Source organism: Nocardioides pacificus (assembly GCF_054775955.1).
In genome coordinates this window covers 291256-310483 of the sequence record NZ_BAAHCI010000014.1, presented here as the reverse complement: position 1 = coordinate 310483, position 19228 = coordinate 291256, and the positions used below count along the sequence as shown (strand labels likewise).

16 protein-coding genes and 1 riboswitch are annotated in these 19228 nt (G+C 71.8%); of the genes, 12 read left to right on the top strand and 4 right to left on the bottom strand.

Annotated features, from left to right (window positions below; translation table 11 throughout):
• Nucleotides 1-202: 202 nt before the first annotated feature.
• The 9 genes from ACYU7L_RS17875 to ACYU7L_RS17835 all read left to right on the top strand — a co-directional run bounded on the left by ACYU7L_RS17875 (nt 203) and on the right by ACYU7L_RS17835 (nt 13442).
• Complete coding sequence (locus tag ACYU7L_RS17875; protein WP_460799488.1) at nt 203-2266, top strand: NAD(+) synthase; 2064 nt, start codon at nt 203-205, stop codon at nt 2264-2266.
• 8 nt (nt 2267-2274) lie between these two features.
• Nucleotides 2275-3615: a type I glutamate--ammonia ligase gene (gene glnA, locus ACYU7L_RS17870; protein ID WP_460799485.1), complete on the top strand. Its 1341-nt coding sequence runs from the start codon at nt 2275-2277 to the stop codon at nt 3613-3615.
• Between the two features lie 74 nt (nt 3616-3689).
• Complete coding sequence (locus tag ACYU7L_RS17865; protein ID WP_460799483.1) at nt 3690-4439, top strand: type 1 glutamine amidotransferase; 750 nt, start codon at nt 3690-3692, stop codon at nt 4437-4439.
• Nucleotides 4436-7411 carry a bifunctional [glutamine synthetase] adenylyltransferase/[glutamine synthetase]-adenylyl-L-tyrosine phosphorylase gene (locus ACYU7L_RS17860; protein ID WP_460799481.1) on the top strand — a complete coding sequence of 992 codons (2976 nt, stop codon included), beginning with the start codon at nt 4436-4438 and terminating at the stop codon, nt 7409-7411. Before ACYU7L_RS17865 ends, ACYU7L_RS17860 begins: the two co-directional genes overlap by 4 nt.
• Nucleotides 7412-7415: 4 nt before the next feature.
• Nucleotides 7416-10154, top strand: a complete 2739-nt coding sequence (locus ACYU7L_RS17855; RefSeq protein ID WP_460799478.1) for a DEAD/DEAH box helicase family protein — start codon at nt 7416-7418, stop codon at nt 10152-10154.
• 77 nt (nt 10155-10231) lie between these two features.
• On the top strand, nt 10232-11017 hold the full coding sequence (locus tag ACYU7L_RS17850; RefSeq protein WP_460799476.1) for an isocitrate lyase/PEP mutase family protein: 786 nt from the start codon (nt 10232-10234) through the stop codon (nt 11015-11017).
• Nucleotides 11018-11067: 50 nt separating this feature from the next.
• Nucleotides 11068-12051 carry a class I SAM-dependent methyltransferase gene (locus ACYU7L_RS17845; RefSeq protein WP_460799473.1) on the top strand — a complete coding sequence of 328 codons (984 nt, stop codon included), beginning with the start codon at nt 11068-11070 and terminating at the stop codon, nt 12049-12051.
• Nucleotides 12052-12094: 43 nt separating this feature from the next.
• A complete protein-coding gene (locus ACYU7L_RS17840) occupies nt 12095-12679 on the top strand; it encodes a class I SAM-dependent methyltransferase (protein ID WP_460799471.1) in 585 nt (194 codons plus the stop codon).
• Between the two features lies 1 nt (nt 12680).
• Entirely contained in the window at nt 12681-13442 is a 762-nt protein-coding gene (locus ACYU7L_RS17835) for a cobalt-precorrin-6A reductase (protein WP_460799469.1), read from the top strand.
• Here ACYU7L_RS17835 and ACYU7L_RS17830 read toward each other — a convergent pair.
• On the bottom strand, nt 13439-13726 hold the full coding sequence (locus ACYU7L_RS17830) for a hypothetical protein (protein WP_460799468.1): 288 nt from the start codon (nt 13724-13726) through the stop codon (nt 13439-13441). The genes ACYU7L_RS17835 and ACYU7L_RS17830 overlap by 4 nt on opposite strands.
• Nucleotides 13727-13957: 231 nt before the next feature.
• On the opposite strand from ACYU7L_RS17830, the gene ACYU7L_RS17825 reads away from it, so the two are divergent.
• Nucleotides 13958-14746 carry a class I SAM-dependent methyltransferase gene (locus tag ACYU7L_RS17825; RefSeq protein WP_460799466.1) on the top strand — a complete coding sequence of 263 codons (789 nt, stop codon included), beginning with the start codon at nt 13958-13960 and terminating at the stop codon, nt 14744-14746.
• Nucleotides 14747-14836: 90 nt separating this feature from the next.
• Here ACYU7L_RS17825 and ACYU7L_RS17820 read toward each other — a convergent pair whose 3' ends face one another.
• Nucleotides 14837-15271, bottom strand: coding sequence for a hypothetical protein (locus tag ACYU7L_RS17820; protein WP_460799463.1), 435 nt, complete (start codon nt 15269-15271; stop codon nt 14837-14839).
• 86 nt (nt 15272-15357) lie between these two features.
• Nucleotides 15358-15547, top strand: a riboswitch (cobalamin riboswitch).
• 16 nt (nt 15548-15563) lie between these two features.
• Here ACYU7L_RS17820 and bluB point away from each other — a divergent pair.
• Complete coding sequence (gene bluB / locus ACYU7L_RS17815) at nt 15564-16253, top strand: 5,6-dimethylbenzimidazole synthase (protein ID WP_460799460.1); 690 nt, start codon at nt 15564-15566, stop codon at nt 16251-16253.
• Here bluB and ACYU7L_RS17810 read toward each other — a convergent pair.
• Nucleotides 16214-17407 (bottom strand): sensor domain-containing phosphodiesterase, encoded by a 1194-nt coding sequence (locus ACYU7L_RS17810; RefSeq protein ID WP_460799457.1) that lies wholly within the window; start codon nt 17405-17407, stop codon nt 16214-16216. The two genes, bluB and ACYU7L_RS17810, sit on opposite strands and share 40 nt — an antisense overlap.
• 98 nt (nt 17408-17505) lie before the next feature.
• The gene (locus ACYU7L_RS17805) at nt 17506-18204 is read right to left on the bottom strand and encodes a TetR/AcrR family transcriptional regulator (protein WP_460799455.1); all 699 of its coding nucleotides are present in this window, start codon (nt 18202-18204) and stop codon (nt 17506-17508) included.
• A gap of 108 nt (nt 18205-18312) precedes the next feature.
• On the opposite strand from ACYU7L_RS17805, the gene ACYU7L_RS17800 reads away from it, so the two are divergent.
• Entirely contained in the window at nt 18313-19224 is a 912-nt protein-coding gene (locus ACYU7L_RS17800; protein WP_460799452.1) for an AurF N-oxygenase family protein, read from the top strand.
• The last annotated feature ends 4 nt before the right edge of the window (nt 19225-19228 follow it).

Below are 19228 nucleotides of genomic sequence, written 5' to 3'. Positions count from 1 at the left end.
GGGGTCTCGACGTCGGTTGCTGCGCAACCTGCTCGACCAGCGAGGGGCCGGGGGTCTCGACGTCGGTTGCTGCGCAACCTGCTCGACCAGCGAGGGGCCGGGGGTCTCGACGTCGGTTGCTGCGCAACCTGCTCGACCAGCGAGGGGCCGGGTTGCTGCGCAACCTGCTCGACCAGCGAACGTCGTCTGACAGACTCGCCGCGTGGACTTCTACTCGGCCTACGCCCATGGATTCGCCCGCATCGCAGCTGTCACGCTCCCGGTCGCGCTTGCCGACCCTGCGGCCAACGCGGCGCAGGTGCTCGAGCAGGCGCGGGCCTGCCACGAGGAGTCGGTGGCGGTGGCGGTGTTCCCGGAGCTGTGCCTGACGGGCTACTCGGTGGACGACCTCTTCTTGCAGGACACCCTGCTCGAGGCGGTCGAGACCGCGATCCACGAGATCGTCGAGGCATCGGTCGACCTGATGCCGGTCCTGGTGGTCGGGGCGCCGGTGCGAGCGGGGCAGCGGCTGTTCAACGCGGCGGTCGTCATCCACCGCGGCGAGATCCTCGGGGTCGCGCCCAAGTCGCACCTGCCGAACTACCGCGAGTTCTACGAGCGGCGCTGGTTCGCGCCCGGCGACGACCAGCGGGGGCAGTCGATCATGCTCGCCGGCCGCGAGGCGCCGTTCGGGCCTGACCTGCTCTTCGCCGCCCAGGACGTGCCAGGTCTGGTGCTGCACGCCGAGGTGTGCGAGGACATGTGGGTCCCGATCCCGCCCAGCGCCGAGGCGTCGCTGGCCGGGGCGACCGTGCTCGCCAACCTGTCGGGCAGCCCGATCACCATCGCGCGGGCGGAGGATCGCCACCTGCTGTGCCGCAGCGCCAGCTCGCGCTGCTCCGCGGCGTACGTCTATGCGGCGGCGGGCCAGGGCGAGTCGACCACGGACCTGTCGTGGGACGGCCAGACGATGATCTACGAGAACGGGGACCTACTCGAGGAGAGCGAGCGCTTCCCCGACGGCCCGCGCCGCTCGGTGGCCGACGTCGACCTCGACAAGCTGCGCCAGGAGCGGCTGCGGATGGGCACGTTCGACGACAACCGGCGCTCCTTCGCCGAGCGGATCGCCGACTTCCGCACCGTCTCCTTCGAGCTCGGCGCACCGACCAGCGACATCGGCCTGCGTCGCAAGGTCGACCGCTACCCGTTCGTCCCCGACGACGTCGAGCGCCTCGTCCAGGACTGCTACGAGGCCTACAACATCCAGGTCTCGGGACTGGAGCGGCGCCTGGAGTCGATCGGCCACCCCAAGATCGTGATCGGCGTCAGCGGCGGGCTCGACTCCACCCACGCGCTGATCGTCGCGGCCAAGGCGATGGACCGGCTCGGCCGCCCGCGCAGCGACATCCACGCCTTCACCCTTCCGGGCTTCGCGACGGGGGAGACGACCAAGGGATACGCCACGCGTCTCTCGGAGTCGCTGGGCGTCACGTTCGAGACCATCGACATCACGCCGGCCGCCCGGCAGATGCTCGACGACCTCGACCACCCCTTCTCCGAGGGCGAGGAGGTCTACGACATCACCTTCGAGAACGTCCAGGCCGGCCTGCGCACCGACTATCTCTTCCGGCTCGCCAACCACCGCGGCGGCATCGTCCTGGGCACCGGCGACCTCTCCGAGCTCGCGCTGGGCTGGTGCACGTACGGCGTGGGCGACCAGATGTCGCACTACAACGTCAACGCGGGCGTGCCGAAGACGCTGATCCAGCACCTGATCCGCTACGTGATCGAGAGCGGGCAGTTCGAGGACGACACCAACGAGGTGCTGGCCCAGATCCTCGCGCAGGAGATCACGCCGGAGCTCGTCCCGACCAAGGAGGGCGAGAAGCCCCAGGCCACCGAGGACTCGGTGGGTCCCTACGCGCTGCAGGACTTCACGCTCTACCACGTGATCCGGCGCGGCTACCGGCCCAGCAAGATCGCGTTCCTGTCCTGGCACGCCTGGCGCGACGTGGCCGCGGGGGAGTGGCCGCCCGGCTACCCCGAGGACCGGCGCCAGGCCTACGACCTGGCCGAGGTGAGGCGCTGGCTGGAGGTCTTCGTCAAACGGTTCTTCGCGAGTCAGTTCAAGCGCTCGGCACTCCCGAACGGCCCCAAGGTCTCGCCGGGCGGCACGATGTCGCCGCGCGGCGACTGGCGGATGCCGTCGGACGCGACCCCCGTGGCGTGGCTCGCCGAGCTCGAGAACGTGCCCTCCGGCGATGACGGGACGGCGGATACGCCATAGTTGCCCCCATGGGCAAGCAGGAAGACTTCGTTCTCCGCGCACTTGAAGAGCGCGACGTCCGCTTCGTGCGGCTGTGGTTCACCGACGTCCTGGGCTATCTCAAGTCCGTGGCGGTCGCCCCCGCGGAGCTCGAGGGCGCCTTCGAGGAGGGCATCGGGTTCGACGGCTCGGCGATCGAGGGCTTCGCCCGGGTCTACGAGGCCGACATGCTCGCGATGCCGGACCCGTCGACCTTCCAGATCCTCCCCTGGCGCAGCGGCGAGGGGCCGTCGACGGCACGGATGTTCTGCGACGTCGTGATGCCCGACGGCAGCCCGTCGTACGCCGACCCGCGCTACGTGCTCAAGCGCACGCTCAGCGCGGCGGCCGACAAGGGCTTCACGTTCTACACCCACCCCGAGATCGAGTTCTACCTCTTCAAGGACACCCCGGAGCCCGGCAAGGAGCCGGTGCCGGTCGACCGCAGCGGCTACTTCGACCACACCGCGCAGTCGCACGGGGCCGACTTCCGCCGCGAGGCGATCGGGATGCTCGAGTCGATGGGCATCTCGGTGGAGTTCAGCCATCACGAGGGCGGCCCCGGCCAGCAGGAGATCGACCTGCGCTACGCCGACGCGCTGAGCACCGCCGACAACATCATGACCTTCCGCACGGTGATCCGTGAGGTCGCGCTGAGCCAGGACATCTGGGCGTCGTTCATGCCCAAGCCCTTCACGACCCACCCGGGCTCGGGCATGCACACCCACGTCTCGCTCTTCGAGGGCGACCGCAACGCCTTCTACGAGGCCGGTGCGGAGTACCAGCTGAGCCGTACCGGACGCCAGTTCATCGCCGGCATCCTGCGCCACGCGCCGGAGATCTCCTGCGTCACCAACCAGTGGGTCAACAGCTACAAGCGTCTGATCGGCGGCGGCGAGGCCCCGTCGTACATCTGCTGGGGCCACAACAACCGCTCGGCGATGATCCGGGTCCCGATGTACAAGCCCAACAAGGGCCAGTCCACCCGCATCGAGCTGCGCACGCTCGACGCCGCCTGCAACCCCTACCTCGCCTTCGCGGTGATCCTCGCCGCCGGCATGAAGGGCATCGAGGGCGAGTACGAGCTGCCCCGCGAGGCCGAGGACGACGTCTGGTCGCTCACCGAGGGCGAGCGCAAGAGCCTCGGCATCGAGCCGCTCCCCAAGACCCTCTACGAGGCCATCAGGGTCGCGGAGACCTCCGAGCTGCTCGCCGAGACCCTCGGTGAGCACGTCTTCGACTTCTTCCTGCGCAACAAGCGCGCGGAGTGGGAGGAGTATCGCGGCCAGGTGAGCGTCTTCGAGCGTGACCGGATGCTCCCGGTCATCTGAGACGCCGGTCATCTGAGATGGCTGTCATCTGAGACCCGCTGCGGGCGCGGAGACGACGTGACAGGGTTGAGCAGGTGAGCACGCGCCCTCTCGTCCTCGTCGTCGAGCATGAAGCCACCTGCCCACCCGCCCTGTTCGGCACCTGGCTGGAGGCGGCCGGCTGCACCCTCGAGGTGTGTCGGCCCTACGCCGGTGACGCGCTGCCCGCCCGGCTCTCGTCGTACGACGCGGTGCTGGTGCTGGGTGGGTCGATGTCGGCCCACGACGACCACCGGGTCCGGTGGCTGGCGCCCCTCAAGGCGCTGATCCGCGACGCGGTGGAGGCAGGGGTGCCGACGCTCGGCATCTGCCTGGGCCACCAGCTGGTCGCCCTTGCGCTGGGCGGCGACGTGGTGCGCAACCCGCGCGGCCAGCAGACGGGGCTGCTCGAGCTCGGGTGGACGCCCGCGGCAGCGCGCGACCCGCTGCTCGGGGTCGTGCACGAGCCCGCCGGTTCCCCGCAGCGGGGCGTGCAGTGGAACAACGACCTCGTGACCTCGTTGCCTCCGGGTGCCGAGCTCCTCGCCGCGACCCCGGTGGGCGAGATCCAGGCCGTCCGCTTCGCTCCCACCGTGTGGGGGGTCCAGCTGCATCCCGAGGCCGACGTCGCGGTCGTCTCGGCGTGGGCCGAGGGAGACCGCGCCGACCACCTCGAGCGCGGCGTCGACACCGACGCGCTGCTGGCCGAGATCGGGCAGGCCGAGGACGAGCTGGAGTCGACCTGGCAGCCGTTGGCCGGACGGCTGGCCGACCTCGCCCGGTCACGCGCGGGGGGACCGCGATGAGCCCCTGGGCCGGCAACCGGCGCGACCTGATCCGGATGGGCTTCCGCGACCTCGACGTCGCCCGGGAAGGGCTCGAGCGCCTCGGTGACTGCGCCGGTCCACTGACCGATGTCCTCGCCTGGACCGCCGACCCCGACCTCGCCCTGGGCCGGCTGCTCGAGCTGTCGGAGCGGGTGGAGCATCCCGACGAGCTGCTCGACGAGCTCGTGGACGACGAGGGCACGGCGATGCGGCTCTTGGCCGTCCTGGGGACCAGTGAGGCGCTCGGCGACCATGTGCTGCGCCACACCGAGCACTGGCGCGAGCTCACCGATCCGCTGCTCGGCTGCAGTCGACCTCCGGCCTGGGCGGTGCGCGCCGACCTGCTGACTGCCGTGGGCGCCGACCCCCGGTCAGCGGCACCGGTGGCGACGCTTCCCGACGGCCAGGCCGTCGACGCCCTGCGCGTGGAGTATCGCCGGATCCTGCTGCGGCTCGTGGCGCGCGACCTCGCTCACCACGTCGGCGTCGACGACGTGGCGGCCGAGCTCTCCGACCTCGCCGCCGGGACGCTCGACGCCGCGCTGGCGATCGCCCGAGCCCGGGTCGGGGAGTCGGCGTCGCTCACCCGGCTGGCGGTGGTGGCGATGGGCAAGTGCGGCGGCCACGAGCTCAACTACGTCTCCGACGTCGACGTGGTCTTCGTCGCCGAGCCCGTCGAGGGCGCCGACGACACCGCGGCGCTCAAGGCGGCCACCCAGCTGGCCTCGCAGCTGATGCAGGTGTGCTCCGACCACACCGCCGAGGGCACGATCTGGCCGGTCGATGCCGACCTGCGCCCCGAGGGCAAGCACGGCCCGCTGGTCCGCACGATGGCCAGCCACCAGGGCTACTACGAGCGCTGGGCCAAGACGTGGGAGTTCCAGGCGCTGCTGAAGGCCCGGCCGGTCGCGGGCGACCTCGCCCTGGGCCGTGAGTACGTCGCGATGATCGAGCCGATGGTCTGGGCCGCCGCCGAGCGCGAGGGCTTCGTCGAGGACGTCCAGGCCATGCGCCGCCGGGTGCTGGCGCACATCCCCGCCCACGAGGTCGAGCGGCAGCTCAAGCTGGGCTCCGGCGGGCTGCGCGACGTCGAGTTCGCCGTCCAGCTGCTGCAGCTCGTGCACGGTCGCGCCGACGACCGGATCCGCTCGGGCGCCACCCTGAGCGCCCTGGCGCAGCTGACCCGGGAGGGCTACGTCGGCCGCGAGGACGGGGACTCACTGCACCAGGCCTACGCGTTCCTGCGCACGCTCGAGCACCGGATCCAGCTGTTCCAGCTGCGTCGTACGCACGTGCTTCCCGAGGACGAGATCTCCCGCCGCCGGCTCGGACGGTCGCTGGGGCTGGTCAAGGACCCGGTCGCCGAGCTCGACGAGCAGTGGCGCCACCACCGCCGCGAGGTCCGCCGGCTCCACGAGAAGCTGTTCTACCGCCCCCTGCTCGCCGCGGTCGCGCGGATCCCCGGGGCGGGCGCGCGGCTGTCGCTGGAGGCCGCCGAGAAGCGGCTCTCGGCTCTGGGCTATCGCGACCCGGCCGGAGCACTGCGCCACCTCGAGGCGATGACCAGTGGGGTCTCGCGGACCGCGTCGATCCAGCGCACGCTGTTGCCGGTCATGCTGGAGTGGTTCGCCGACGCACCCGACCCGGACGCGGGGCTCTTCGGCTTCCGAAGGATCAGCGAGTCGCTGGGCAGCACGCACTGGTATCTCCGGCTGCTGCGCGACGAGGGCGAGGTCGCCGAGCGGCTGGCCAAGGTGTTGGCCAGCTCCCGCTACGCCACCGACCTGCTCGAGCGCGAGCCTCAGGGCGTGCGGATGCTCGGCGGGGACCTCACACCGCTGAGTGCCGAGGCGCTGACCACCGAGATGCTGTCGTCGGCCCGACGCCAGGAGGACCCGGAGACGGCCGTGCGGATGATCCGCGCCATCCGCCGCCGCGAGCTCTTCCGGATCGCCGTCGGCGACCTGCTCGGCCTCACCGACGTCCCGGCCGTCGGGATCGGGCTCTCGCGGCTCACCGATGCCACGCTCGAGGCGACGCTGGACGTCACCTGTCGAGCGGTCCAGGCCCAGCGCGGGCTGTCGGAGCAGCCGGCCCGGATCGCGATCGTGGCGATGGGCCGCTACGGCGGCTTCGAGCTGTCCTACGGCAGCGACGCCGACGTGATGTTCGTCCAGGAGCCGGCCCCCGGGGCGGACCCGCAGAAGGCTGCGTCCTTCGCCCAGGCGGTCGCCAACGAGATGCGCCGGATGCTCTCCATGCCGGCCACGGACCCGCCGCTCGAGGTCGACGCCGACCTGCGTCCCGAGGGCAAGCAGGGGCCGCTGGTGCGCACCCTGGACTCCTACGCCGCCTACTACTCGAAGTGGTCGCAGGTCTGGGAGTTCCAGGCTCTGTTGCGCGCGGACGCGGCCGTCGGCGACCCCGACCTGCGCCAGCGGTTCACAGCGCTGATCGACCCGCTGCGCTATCCGCAGGAGGGCCTGGCCGAGGACGACGTGATCGAGATCCGGCGGATCAAGGCGCGTGTCGACCACGAGCGACTGCCCCGCGGCGCCGACCCGAACACGCACCTCAAGCTGGGGCGCGGGGGCCTCGCCGACGTCGAGTGGACGGTCCAGCTGCTCCAGCTGCAGCACGCCGGCCGGGTCGAGGGACTGCGGACCCCCCGGACGATCGAGGCCGTGGAGGCCGCGAGCCAGGCCGGGCTGCTCACCCCCGAGGACGCCCACGAGCTGACCGCCGCGTGGTGCCTGGTCAGCGACGTGCGCAACTCGGTGACACTGGCACGCGGCAAGCCGGGCGACCAGCTGCCCCGTGGCCACCGCGAGCGGGCGGCGCTGGCACAGCTGCTCGGCTACGCGCCCGGGTGCACCGACGAGATGGTCAACGACTACCTGCGCACGACGCGCCGGGCCCGTGCCGTCGTCGACCGGGTCTTCTGGGGCTGAGCGGGTGCTGCGACGGCATCAGCGCCTCGCCCTCGAGGCGCTCGACGCCGCCTGGCGAGAGGGGCGGACCCGCGCCTGGGTGGTGCTGCCGCCCGGGGCGGGCAAGACCCGCGTCGGCCTCGAGACGATCGCAGTACGCCCCGAGGCGGCGGCCCGCGCCGTCGTGCTCGTGCCGAACACGGCGATCCAGGGCCAGTGGCTGAGGCAGGCGTCAGCGCACGGGCTGGACGCCTCGGACGGGCGAGACCTGGCCACCCACCTATCGGTGCTCACCTATCAGTCCCTGGCCGTCTTCGACGCGGACGCCGAGGTCGACGACGACGGCGACGAGACCCCGCTGCTGTCGCGGCTCCACGACAACGGCCGGGCGCTCGTGGAGGCGATGCGCGGGGCGGGCCGGATGCTGCTGGTGCTGGACGAGTGCCACCACCTGCTGGAGGTCTGGGGCCGGCTGCTGGGCGAGGTGCTCGAGAAGCTGCCGGACGCCCAGGTCCTGGGGCTGACCGCGACGCCGCCGCAGGCGCTTACCGGTGAGCAGGCCGATCTGGCCGAGCGGCTGTTCGGCGAGACCGTCTTCGAGGCCACCATCCCCGCGGTGGTGCGCGAGGGCGACCTGGCGCCGTTCGCCGAGCTGGTCTGGCTCACCACACCGACGCCCACCGAGTCCGACTGGCTCGCCTCGGAGGCCACCCGCTTCACCGAGCTCGTCACCGAGCTGACCCACCCCGGGTTCGGCAGTGTCTCGTTCCTGTCCTGGCTCGACGCGCGCTTCGTGTCGCCGGTGGGGGAGGCGTTGTCGTGGAGCGCGCTGGCCCGTCGTGAGCCGGAGCTGTGCTCGGCCGGGCTGCGGATGCACCACGCCGGGCTGCTGGAGCTCCCGCCCGGCGCCCGGCTCACCGAGGAACACCGCCACGACCCGTCCGCCGACGACTGGGTGCTGCTGGTGGACGACTGGCTGACCCGTCACCTCGCCCACACCGGGGATCCGGCCGACGACGCCGTCATCGAGGCCGTACGGCGCGCCCTGCCCGCCGTGGGCTACCAGTGGACGCGGCGCGGCATCCGCCGTGGGCGCTCACCCGTGGACCGGGTGCTGGCGCGCTCGGAGGCCAAGATGCGCGCAGTCGTCGACATCGTCGGCCACGAGCACGCGCAGCTCGGCGAGGACATGCGGATGCTGGTCCTCTGCGACCACGAGCGGGCGGGCGCCACCCTGCCCGCGGGTCTGCACGGCGTGCTCGACCAGCAGTCCGGGTCGGCGCACGCGGTCCTGCAGGCGCTGCTGGGCGACCCGGTCACCCGGGGTCTCGGCGCGCTGCTGGTGACGGGGCGGACCGTGGCGGGAGCCCCCGAGACCCTGACCGCGCTCGTCGCCGACGTGGCGCGCCGTGATCCGGTCCTCGCCGGGCGACTGGAGCTGGTGCCCGACGGGGCCGTGACCCGCCTCGAGGGGCCGTGGACGAGCCGCACCTGGGTCGCCGACGTGACCCGGTTCTTCGAGGACGGCGGAGCACGCGTGCTCGTCGGGACGCGTGGCCTGCTCGGCGAGGGCTGGGACGCGCGGCGGGTCAGCGGCCTGGTCGACCTCACGGCGGTGACCACGACGACGGCTGTCGTCCAGACCCGCGGCCGGGCCCTGCGCGTCGACCCGGCCCGTCCGGACAAGGTGGCGCTGAACTGGTCGGTGGTCTGCGTGGCGCCCGAGCACCCCAAGGGCGCAGGGGACTGGGACCGGCTGGTGCGCAAGCACGAGGGCTTCTTCGCCGTCGACGACGACGGTGACGTCGTCGACGGTGTGGGGCACATCGACCCCGAGCTCTCGCCCTTCGCGCCGCCCGCCGTCGACCGATTCGACGCCGTCAATGCCCGGATGGTGGTCCGCTCCGAGGACCGCGACGGGATCCGCGCGCGCTGGCGGGTGGGGGAGCCGTACGCCGACGAGACGGCACGCACCGTCCGGGTCGTGCCCAGCAGTCCTGCACGGATCGGCGCTCGGGGCGGGGTGCCCGCGGTCGTCGCGCACGAGCACGGGCTGGACCTCCGCGACGAGCGACGTCCCGGGTTCAGCGACGGTTCGGCGCCGTTGTGGATCGGTGCGAGTGGCGCTGCTCTGGCGGTGGCTTTCGCGCTCGGTGGTGCCGCCTCGACGGTGGCCGGGATCCTCGGCGTCGTGCTGGCGGTCGTGGGCGTCGTGGTCCACGCGCGCGCCCTGGCCGACTTCGGGCGCGGGGTGCTCCGGCACGCGGCCGAGCCGCCGGCGCTGTCCCAGGTGGCGTGTGCGGTGGCCGACGGCCTGCGGGCGGCGGGACTGGTCCCGCACGGAGCCGAGGCGGTCGAGGTCGAGATCGACCACGAGGGCGACTACCGCTGCCGGCTGCGCGGGGTCACCGAGGCCGAGTCCGTCGCCTTCGCCGCCGCGCTGGACGAGGCCGTCTCGCCGATGCTCACGCCGCGCTACGTCCTGCCGCGGTGGGTGGTCGCTCCCGGCGATCCCGGGCTCGCCGACGCGCTGCGCGCGTCGTACGGCCGGGTGCCGTCCGACGGCGTCGTGTGGCACGCGGTGCCGACGGCGCTGGGCGTCAACGCCACCCGTGCGCAGGCGTACGCCACGGCCTGGGGGCACTGGGTCGGCGGGGGCGAGGCGGTCTACACGGGCTCGCCGGCGGGCGCCGGGGTCCTGGCCGCCCAGCAGGGGAGCGACCCGTTCGCCGTCAGCACGGTGATGCGGCGGGAGTGGGCGTGAGCGCGACTGCGAGCCCCAGGGCCTCATGGCCCACTGCGTAGGGTCGCAAGCACACCGTCGTCGTCCGAGGAGCTCCCGTGACCGCTGACCAGAACACCCAGGACCGTGCCCGCGAGATGATGCGCCTGCACCGCGACCCCGAGCTGCTCACGGTCGTGAACGTGTGGGACTCGATCAGCGCGAAGGTCGTCGGCGACGTGCCCGGCACGAAGGCGCTCGCGACCGCGAGTCACTCGATCGCTGCGTCCCTCGGCTACGAGGACGGGGAGAACATCCCGCTCGACCTGATGCTCGAATCCATCGGACGCATCGTCGCCGCCACCAGCCTGCCGGTCACCGCCGACCTCGAGGGCGGGTACGGCGACGCGGCCGAGACTGTGCGCCGGGCGATCGGTCTCGGCGTGGTGGGGGCCAACATCGAGGACCAGATGAAGCCGCTCGCGGAGGCGGCCGCGCAGGTCGAGGCGATCATGCGGGCCGCCGAGGCCGAGGGCGTCGAGTTCGCGCTCAACGCCCGCACCGACGCCTTCCACCTCCAGCGCGACCGTGACGCGGCCGACAACCTGGCCGACGCCGTCGAGAGAGGGAAGGCGTTCCTGGACGCCGGTGCGCCGCTGGTGTTCGTGCCGGCGATCCTCGACGAGGACCAGATCGCCACGCTCGTCGAGGCGTTCGGGCCGCAGCGCCTGACGACCATCGGGATCCCGGGCACACCGTCGCTCGCGCGGCAGCAGGAGCTGGGCGTGGCCCGCGTCTCCTACGGCCCGCTGTCGCAGAACGTCGCGCTCACCGCGCTGCAGGAGCTGGTCGAGGACGTTCACCGCGGAGGCGGCGTGCCGTCGACCATGCGGGTCCTCAACTGACGCGGACCCCCTAGGGTGGCCACGATCTCAGCGCCGTCCAAGGGAGCACCGTGACCAGCTTGTCGACCTATCCACGCCGGTACTGCTCGGTGTGCGACCACGTGGTGCGCCGCGAGTTCAAGCCTGGGCCGGGGGGTCGGCCCGACGCCTCGTGCCCGCGCTGCCGGAGCCTGGAGCGGCACCGCTTCCTCGCGATCCTGTTGAGCTCGCTGCGGCCGACGCTCGGTTCGATCGGCACCCTGCTCGACGTGGCACCGTCGACGGCGGTCACTCCGCTCCTGGAGCGGCTCGAGCCACGACGTCACCTGCGCCTGGACCTCGGGGCGGACAACCGGTTGGTGGACGTGCTCGGCAGCCTGACCGATCTGCCCTGCGCGGACGACTCGGTCGACCTGCTGGTCTGCTATCACGTCCTCGAGCACGTGCCGGACGACCGTCGGGCGATGGCCGAGATCGCGAGGGTCCTCTCGCCCGGAGGGCTCGGCATCCTGCAGGTGCCCTGGCGGCCCGGCACGACCACGGATGAGGACCCCTCGGCCCCGGAGGAGGAGCGCATCGCCCGCTTCGGGCAGGCCGACCACGTCCGCTACTACGGCGACGACTTCGAGGACCGGCTGATCGAGTCCGGCCTCTCCCTGCAGCGGATCACCCCGCGCGCGCTCGTGGGCGAGGCGATGAGCGAGTGGCTCAAGGTCAACCCCGGCGAGAGCGTCTGGCTGGTCCGCAGCGACCCCGACGCGCAGGTTCCCGCCCCCGGAGAGGTGCGCCCGACGGCACTGACCCTGCTCAACGACGTCGTCCTCGAGCGGCTGGAAGAGCATCACGAGCAGCTGGGCCAGGCGCGACAGCGGGTCCAGCGGGTCGAGGCCCGTCGTGACCAGCTGCGCGACGAGGTCAGGCGCCTGCGTCTGGCCAATCAGACCCTGCGCGAGGAGAGGGCCCGCCGCGAGCGTCGCTCGCCGCGACGCGTGGCGCGAGCGGTCCGCCGCCGTGTCCTCGACCGGCTCCCCGGTCGAGGCGACGCCAGCAGGTGAGGGGCGATAGGGCCGGTGAGGGGCGATAGGGGAGCATGGGGACATGACGTCACCTCGCTGGTTCACCGACACCAAGGAAGGCCACGCTCAGTGGTACATCGAGCGCTTCCGCACGATGGCGGCGGAGGGCGCCGACCTCGAGGGTGAGGCCCGGTTGATCGACGCCCTCGTGCCGCGAGGGTCGCGGATCCTCGACGCCGGATGCGGCCCGGGCCGGGTCGGGGGAGCGCTGCACGCCCGCGGTCATCAGGTCGTCGGCGCGGACGTCGACCCCGAGCTGATCGCCGCGGCCGAGGAGGACCACCCCGGACCGACCTGGATCACCGCCGACCTCAGCGAGCTCGACCTCGATGAGGAGCCCTTCGACCTCGTCGTGATGGCGGGCAACGTGCTGCACTTCGTCGCCCCCGACACCGAGCGTCAGGTGCTCGAGCGGCTCGCCGCGCACGTCTCACCAGGAGGGCGGATCGTGATCGGGTTCCGGCGCCAGGAGCCCTACTCCTTCAAGCGCTTCGACGAGGACCTCGAGGCGGTCGGGCTCCAGCTGGAGAGCCGTTTCGCCACCTGGGACCTGGTGCCGTTCAGCCCCGACGCGGACTTCGCCGTGAGTCTCCTGCGCCGCCGCTGAGGTGACCGTCCTCCTGCTGGGCGGCACCGCCGAGGCGCGGGAGCTGGCGACAGCGCTCGTCCGGGAGGGACTGCCCGTCGTGTCGTCGCTGGCCGGCCGGGTCAGCCGGCCCCGCCTGCCCGAGGGCGACGTGCGCCACGGCGGCTTCGGCGGGGTCGACGGGCTCGCCGCCTGGCTGCGCGAGCACGACGTCCATGCTCTGATCGACGCCACCCATCCCTTCGCCGAGACGATGAGCCGGCACGCCGCTGAGGCTTCGGCGCGGACCGGGGTGCCATTGATCAGGGTGGCTCGCCCGGGCTGGTCCGAGCACCCGGACAGCGGTGCCTGGCACTGGGTGGAGGACCACGAGACGGCCGCGCAGACGGCCGCCCGGCTGGCGGCGCCCGGTCGCACTGTGCTGCTCACGATCGGGCGCCAGCGGCTGGACGCCTATCTCGCCGAGCTGGGGGACCGGCCGGTCCTCGCCCGGGTCGTGGACCCGCTGGAGGACATCGACGCAAGGCCCGTGCCCGCCAACTGGACCTCGGTCCTCGACCGTGGCCCCTACGAGCTCGCCGGCGAGCTGGAGCTGATGAGGAGCCACGACGTCGCGGTGGTGGTCACCAAGGACTCGGGCGGGGCCTACACCTCCGCCAAGCTCGACGCCGCGGGTCGCTGCTGCGCGGCCGTGGTCGTCGTACGGCGACCGGCGGTGCCGCAGGGCGTGGAGCTGGTCGAGGGCGTGTCGCAGGCAGTGGAGTGGGTGCGGGGCCGGCTCTAGGTGACGAGCAGGTCCTGGAGACGGCGGCCGGCGACGCGGCGCTGTTGCCGGATCCGCTGGCGGTCGCGCTCGGTCACGCGACTCCACTGCATGCTCATCACGGCGTCGGCCTGCGTGTCGCTGAAGTCGTAGTGGGCGAGCAGCGCCTCCCGGGCGGCATCACCGTCGCGAGCTCCGAAGAGGAGGTCCATCACGCCTTGAGCGTCGCGCAGGGCGATGTCGAGGGCCTCCAGGGTGGAGAGCTCGGCTCGCAGCTGCTCGATCTGGGGGGCTTGGTTGCTCACTCAATCAGTGTAGAAACCAAAGGGCGTGGACGCGTCATTCCCGACGCGATTCCTCGGGCAAAGACTCTTGCCGGCGGTTCCCCACTGGAAATCCGGTGGAACCTCAGCGGACGGAGGTGGTTGGGTCCTGCTCAGTGCTTCGTTGACGCGGCCCGGCACAGAGCGAGGCGCAAGGTGCGAATCGCCGGCGCGGCCAGGCCCGCGTGTCGTCGAGTGAGGGAGGTGATTGCGGTGGCTGGTTATGGGGCGCTTTCCGAGGTGTACGAGTGGCTGATCGGGGACGACAAGTTGACCCCCGCCACGGCCGCCGCGGTCTATGGCAGCGACGTCGTGGGCTCTCTGCCGCCCCACGCACGCATCCTTGACTGCGCGTGCGGGACCGGCCAGCTCGCCGTCGGTCTCGCGGGTCTCGGCCTTGACGTGGTCGCCACCGACGCCAGCGATGGGATGGTTCGCCGGACCGAGAAGGTCGCCCGTGAGCAGGGTGTCTCGCTGCGGGCCCTCCGCGTGAGCTGGGACGAGCTGTCCTACCACCTGGAGGACTCCACGTTCGATCTGGTGTTCTGCGTCGGCAACTCGCTCGGGCACGCCGAGGGCGCAGCCGGGCGCCTGACCGCACTGGAAGCGATGTCGCGGCTGCTGAAGCCGAGCGGACGCCTCGTGCTCACGTCGCGCAACTGGGAGCGCGTGCGCTCGGCCGGCTCACGGATAGACGTCCGCGATCGGCTCATCCGCCGCAACGACCGCGATGCGGTGGTCAGCTACCACTGGCAGATCGAGCAGCACTGGGAGCAGGAGCACTTCCTCGAGATCGTGGTTGCCCAGATCGAGCCGGATGGGGCAGTGCGAGCCTGCTCGGAGCGGCTGTCCATCTGGCCCTACCGGTACGAGGACCTCGTGGCGCAGTTGCGGAGCGTGGGGCTCACGGTGCAGTCCACCACCTTCGACCCCGAGAGCGACGGATACCTGGTGGTCGCCGGCCGCGACGAGGCGCGAGGCACGTCCGAGCCGGCGCGCTGATCTGCTTTCGTCGTCGTCCGTCGTCGACCTTCGCGGCTCGCGATCGCGTTCACCGCGCCCCGCAGGTCCTCGCAGTACGGACACACCCAGTCAGCACGAGCCGGCCCGATGAGGTGCCACGACTGTCCTGCGACGGGGCCGCGTCACCCAGACGGCCAGGAGGGCGAGCGGAGGGCGGGCCGCCAGGGAGCCCCAGAAGGCGGCCGAGCCCGGGTCCAGACCGTGCAGCGGGCTGCCGTCCACGAAGTAGAGCGGCACCTCCCAGGTCGACCACAGGGCGGCCAGCACGAGCCCGCTGCGCAGCACGCCGGGCCCCGCTCCCGCTCGGCGACGGAGGAGGTCGCGTGCGCGGGCCAGCGCGGGATCGGCCCACAGGATGACGAACACGCCCACGACCGGGCCGAGCAGGGCGACCTGTACGAGGGCGCGGCCGGCGCCCCCGCCCAGGGCGGCGGCCGAGAAGCCGAGCGTCCAGGTCCAGCCGAACGCCACCGTCACGAAACACCACCCGCGGCGCATGTCCACGACCGAACAGTCAATCAGCGCCGCGCCGAGGTTGGGCAGGGCCCTAAGACCTCGGCCGACGGCGAGGGCGGTAGGTTCGGCGCCGGCAACAACCTGCGAGGTGCCCCACCAGGGGAGAATCGGGAAGCCGGTGTGACTCCGGCACAGGGCCCGCTGCGGTGACCTCGAGTCGTCGATCACGCGCCCAGGCGCAGCCACTGGACCTCGTCGGCCCGGGAAGGCGATCGCACGATGACGACGGGAAGTCCGAAGACCGGCCTCGCATCGATCCGAGCTGCGGGAGCCTGCCCCCATGTCGAACAACCTGCCGAACAACCTGCCGAGCCACCTGTCACGCGACCTCTACGAGACCATCTTCCGGCGCCGCGACGTGCGCGCCGAGTTCACGGGAGAGTCGGTGCCCGACGACGTCCTCACTCGGGTGCTGGGCGCCGCGCATGCCGCGCCGAGCGTCGGGCACACCCAGCCGTGGGACTTCGTGCTCGTTCGCTCGAAGGCGACCCGGGCCCGCTTCCGTGAGCACGTGCAGCGTGAGCGCGAGGTGTTCGCGAGCACTCTGGAGGGCGAGCGGCGTGACACGTTCGACCGGATCAAGGTCGAGGGCGTCATGGAGTCGGGCCTCGGCGTCGTCGTGACGTACGACGCGGCGCGCGGCGGCCCCGCCGTACTCGGACGGCACGCCATCGCGGACGCCGGCCTCTACTCGACCTGCCTGGCGATCCAGAACCTCTGGCTCGCGGCCACGGCCGAGGGGCTGGGAGTGGGATGGGTGTCGTTCTACCGGGAGGAGTTCCTCCAGGAGCTGCTCGACATCCCCCACGAGGTGCGCCCGATCGCGTGGCTGTGCGTGGGCAGGGTCTCGGCGCTGCAGGAGGTGCCCGACCTCGAGCGGCACGGGTGGCGGGCGAAGCGACCACTCGAGCAGGCGGTGCACACGGAGCGCTACGGCAGCGGGGGGAAGGCGGGCCGGCCGAGCAGGTAGCCCTGTCCGTAGTCGACGCCGAGCTCACGCAGCGTCTCGAGCTCGGCCTGCGTCTCGATGCCCTCGGCGACCAGGGGCGCCTCGGTGTCGCGGGCGAAGTCGACGAGGGCCCGAGTGAGGGCGCGGCGCACCTTGTCGCTGTCCACGTCGCGCGTCAGGTCGAGGTCGAGCTTGATGACGTCGGGGGAGACGCGCAGGATGTGGCTGAAGCTGGCGAACCCGGCGCCGGCGTCGTCGACCACGATCGAGATGCCGGCGGCGCGGAGCTGGTCGGTGCGGGCCGTCAGCTCGGCATAGTCGCTGACCTGGACATGCTCGGTGAGCTCCACGCCGAGCCCCGGGTGCTCGTGGGCCAGCAGGGTCGCCTGGACGGCGTCGTCCACCAACGCGTCTGCCGACAGGTTCACGCTCAGCCAGACGTCGGGGGGCAGCTGGTCGCGCAGCTGAAGTGCCTTCTGCGCCGCCAGCAGCTCGAGCTCGACGCCCAGGTCGGCGCGCGTGGCGGCCGCGAACGCATGGACGGGGCTGGGGAAGACCTCGGGAGAGAACCGCGCCAGGGACTCGTAGCCGACGACCACGCCGTCGCGGAGCCGGATGACCGGCTGCAGGGCCATCCGCACGTCGCGGGTCTCGAGCACCCGGCGGACCCGCTCGGAGTCCTGTTGGGCGGCATGCCAGTCGTCGGTGCGCAGCCGGCGCACGTGGTTGCTGATCAGCTCGGCGATCACGCTCAGGAAGCGCTGCTCCTCGCCGCCCATCCCCGGCTTGGGGTCGCGACTCAGTGAGCAGACCATCCCGCCGACTCTCCCGTCGGCGTCGTGCCAGGGGATCCCGATGTAGGAGCCGATCCCGAGCGACGTCGTGATGGGAAGCTCGCGGGCCACGGGGTGGTGGCGGGCGTCCGGGATGACCGGCGGAAGCTGGCCGGACAGGACGCGCGTGCAGTAGGACCCCTCGAAGGGCGCGGCCTTGGCGACCGCGACGTCCATGTCGTGTCCGCTGGAGACCCGGATCTCGTGATGGGTCTCGTCGAGGGAGGACATCCAGACCAGATCGGCCTGCAGGTGCTTGCGGGCCAGTGCGAGCACGTCCTCGACGTACTCCCAGTCGGTGGAGGCCTGCTGGCGTGCGGCTTCCCGGGCGGTGGCGTGCATCGATTCCCCTCGTTGCGATGGCCATCCCCGCCTGACCGAGCGGGTCTCCCTACGGTAAAGGACCCAGTGTGCCGCCGTTCACAAGAGGGCCGGGGCCGTCACAGAGTCAGCGGCACGTGCGGGTCCAGGGTCAGCCCGTAGCTGCGCAGCGCGTCGTCGAGGATCGCCCAGATCCCGCGGGCGAGGAAGTCCGACATCTGCTCGAAGGTCGTGGCGCCGGGGTTCTCGACCCAGCGCGTCGCGGCGGAGTCGACGTACCCGACCAGGCCCCAGGCGAGCGGCTCGGCCAGGCCGGTGTCGACCTCGAAGAGGGTGAGATAGCCGGCGAAGAGCTCGGCCAGGTGCTGGGCGATGCTGCCCTTGATGTCGGCGACGACGTCGGAGCCCTCGGCGTGGCCGCTGACGGAGTGCTTGGTGAGGTAGCGATAGAGGTTGCTGTGCTCGGTGAGCCAGCGGAGGTGCGTGGCCACGGCGGTGCCGATCATGTCGGTCGGGGTGCCCTGGGGGTTCCACACCGGCTCGAGCTCGGCAGTCACCAGATCGACGGCCCGGGCGGCGATGGCCTGGTTGAGCTCGGCGGCGCCGGCGAAGTGCTTGTAGAGGCGGGTCCGGGCGACCCCGGCGCGCTGGGCGATCTGCTCGGTGGAGGCGTCGGGCCCGTGCTCGGCGATGGCGAGCAGCGCGGCCTCGACGAACTCCGCGCGGCGGCGCTCGTGCTGCCCCGACCAGCGGCGTGCCCGCCCGTCCTTGGCCGCCTCGACGACCGTGGGGCTCGGCTCGGAGGGCTTGCGGGACATGTCCGGAATCTTACGTGGACAGGGTCTGGTCAATAGGGGGTACGTCGCGTACCGTACAACTTGCGGGTACGACGTGTACCCGTAACGCTCACTCTCTCGGAGGCTCAGATGACCACGTTCGCGCAGCCGGCCACGAGCACCACCGGATCCGTCAATGACATCTCCCGGCGCCTGCTGGCGTCCTCGGCGGAGCTGTCCTACGACCCGGCCACCGACGTCGACTGGGACGCCCCCCTCGACCCCTCCCACTACGGACTGAACGCGGAGTGGAGCACGCTCTACGGGACGCAGATGTGGGAGGAGATGACCGAGCAGCAGCGGGTGACACTGACCCGGCACGAGGTCGCCTCGATCATGAGCACCGGCATCTGGTTCGAGATGATCCTGCAGCAGATGGTGCTGCGCGACCAGTACGTCACCAACTACGCCAACCCCGAGTTCCGCTTCGCGCTGACCGAGATCGCCGACGAGTGCCGCCACTCGATCATGTTCGCCCGCGCCTGCGAGAAGATGGGGATCGACGCCTACTTCCCGACCCGCACCAGCATCGAGCTGGGCCGGCTGTTCAAGACCACCGCCTTCGGCGAGGGTGCGTACGGCGGGATCCTGGTCGCCGAGGAGGTCCTCGACGTGATGCAGCGGGACTGGATGCGCGGGGAGAACGTGCTGCCCCTGGTCCGCAAGACCAGCGAGATCCACGTGGTCGAGGAGTCGCGGCACATGAAGTTCGCCCGGCAGGAGATCCGCGAGCACATGCAGGGCGTGAGCGCCGCGCGGCGCCACTCCAGCGCCATGGTGATCGCGGCTGCCGCCTACTTCATCGTCAAGAACATGGTCAACAAGGACGTCTACGCCGCGGCCGGTCTCGACACCGAGCGGGCGCTGGAGCAGGTGCGCAGCAACGAGCACCACAAGACCATGATGCGCTCGAGCTGCGCCCACCTGATGCACTTCCTGGCCGAGGTCGGCCTGCTCACCCGCCCGGCGATGGCGATCTACAAGCGCGTCGGGATGGTCTGAGCCG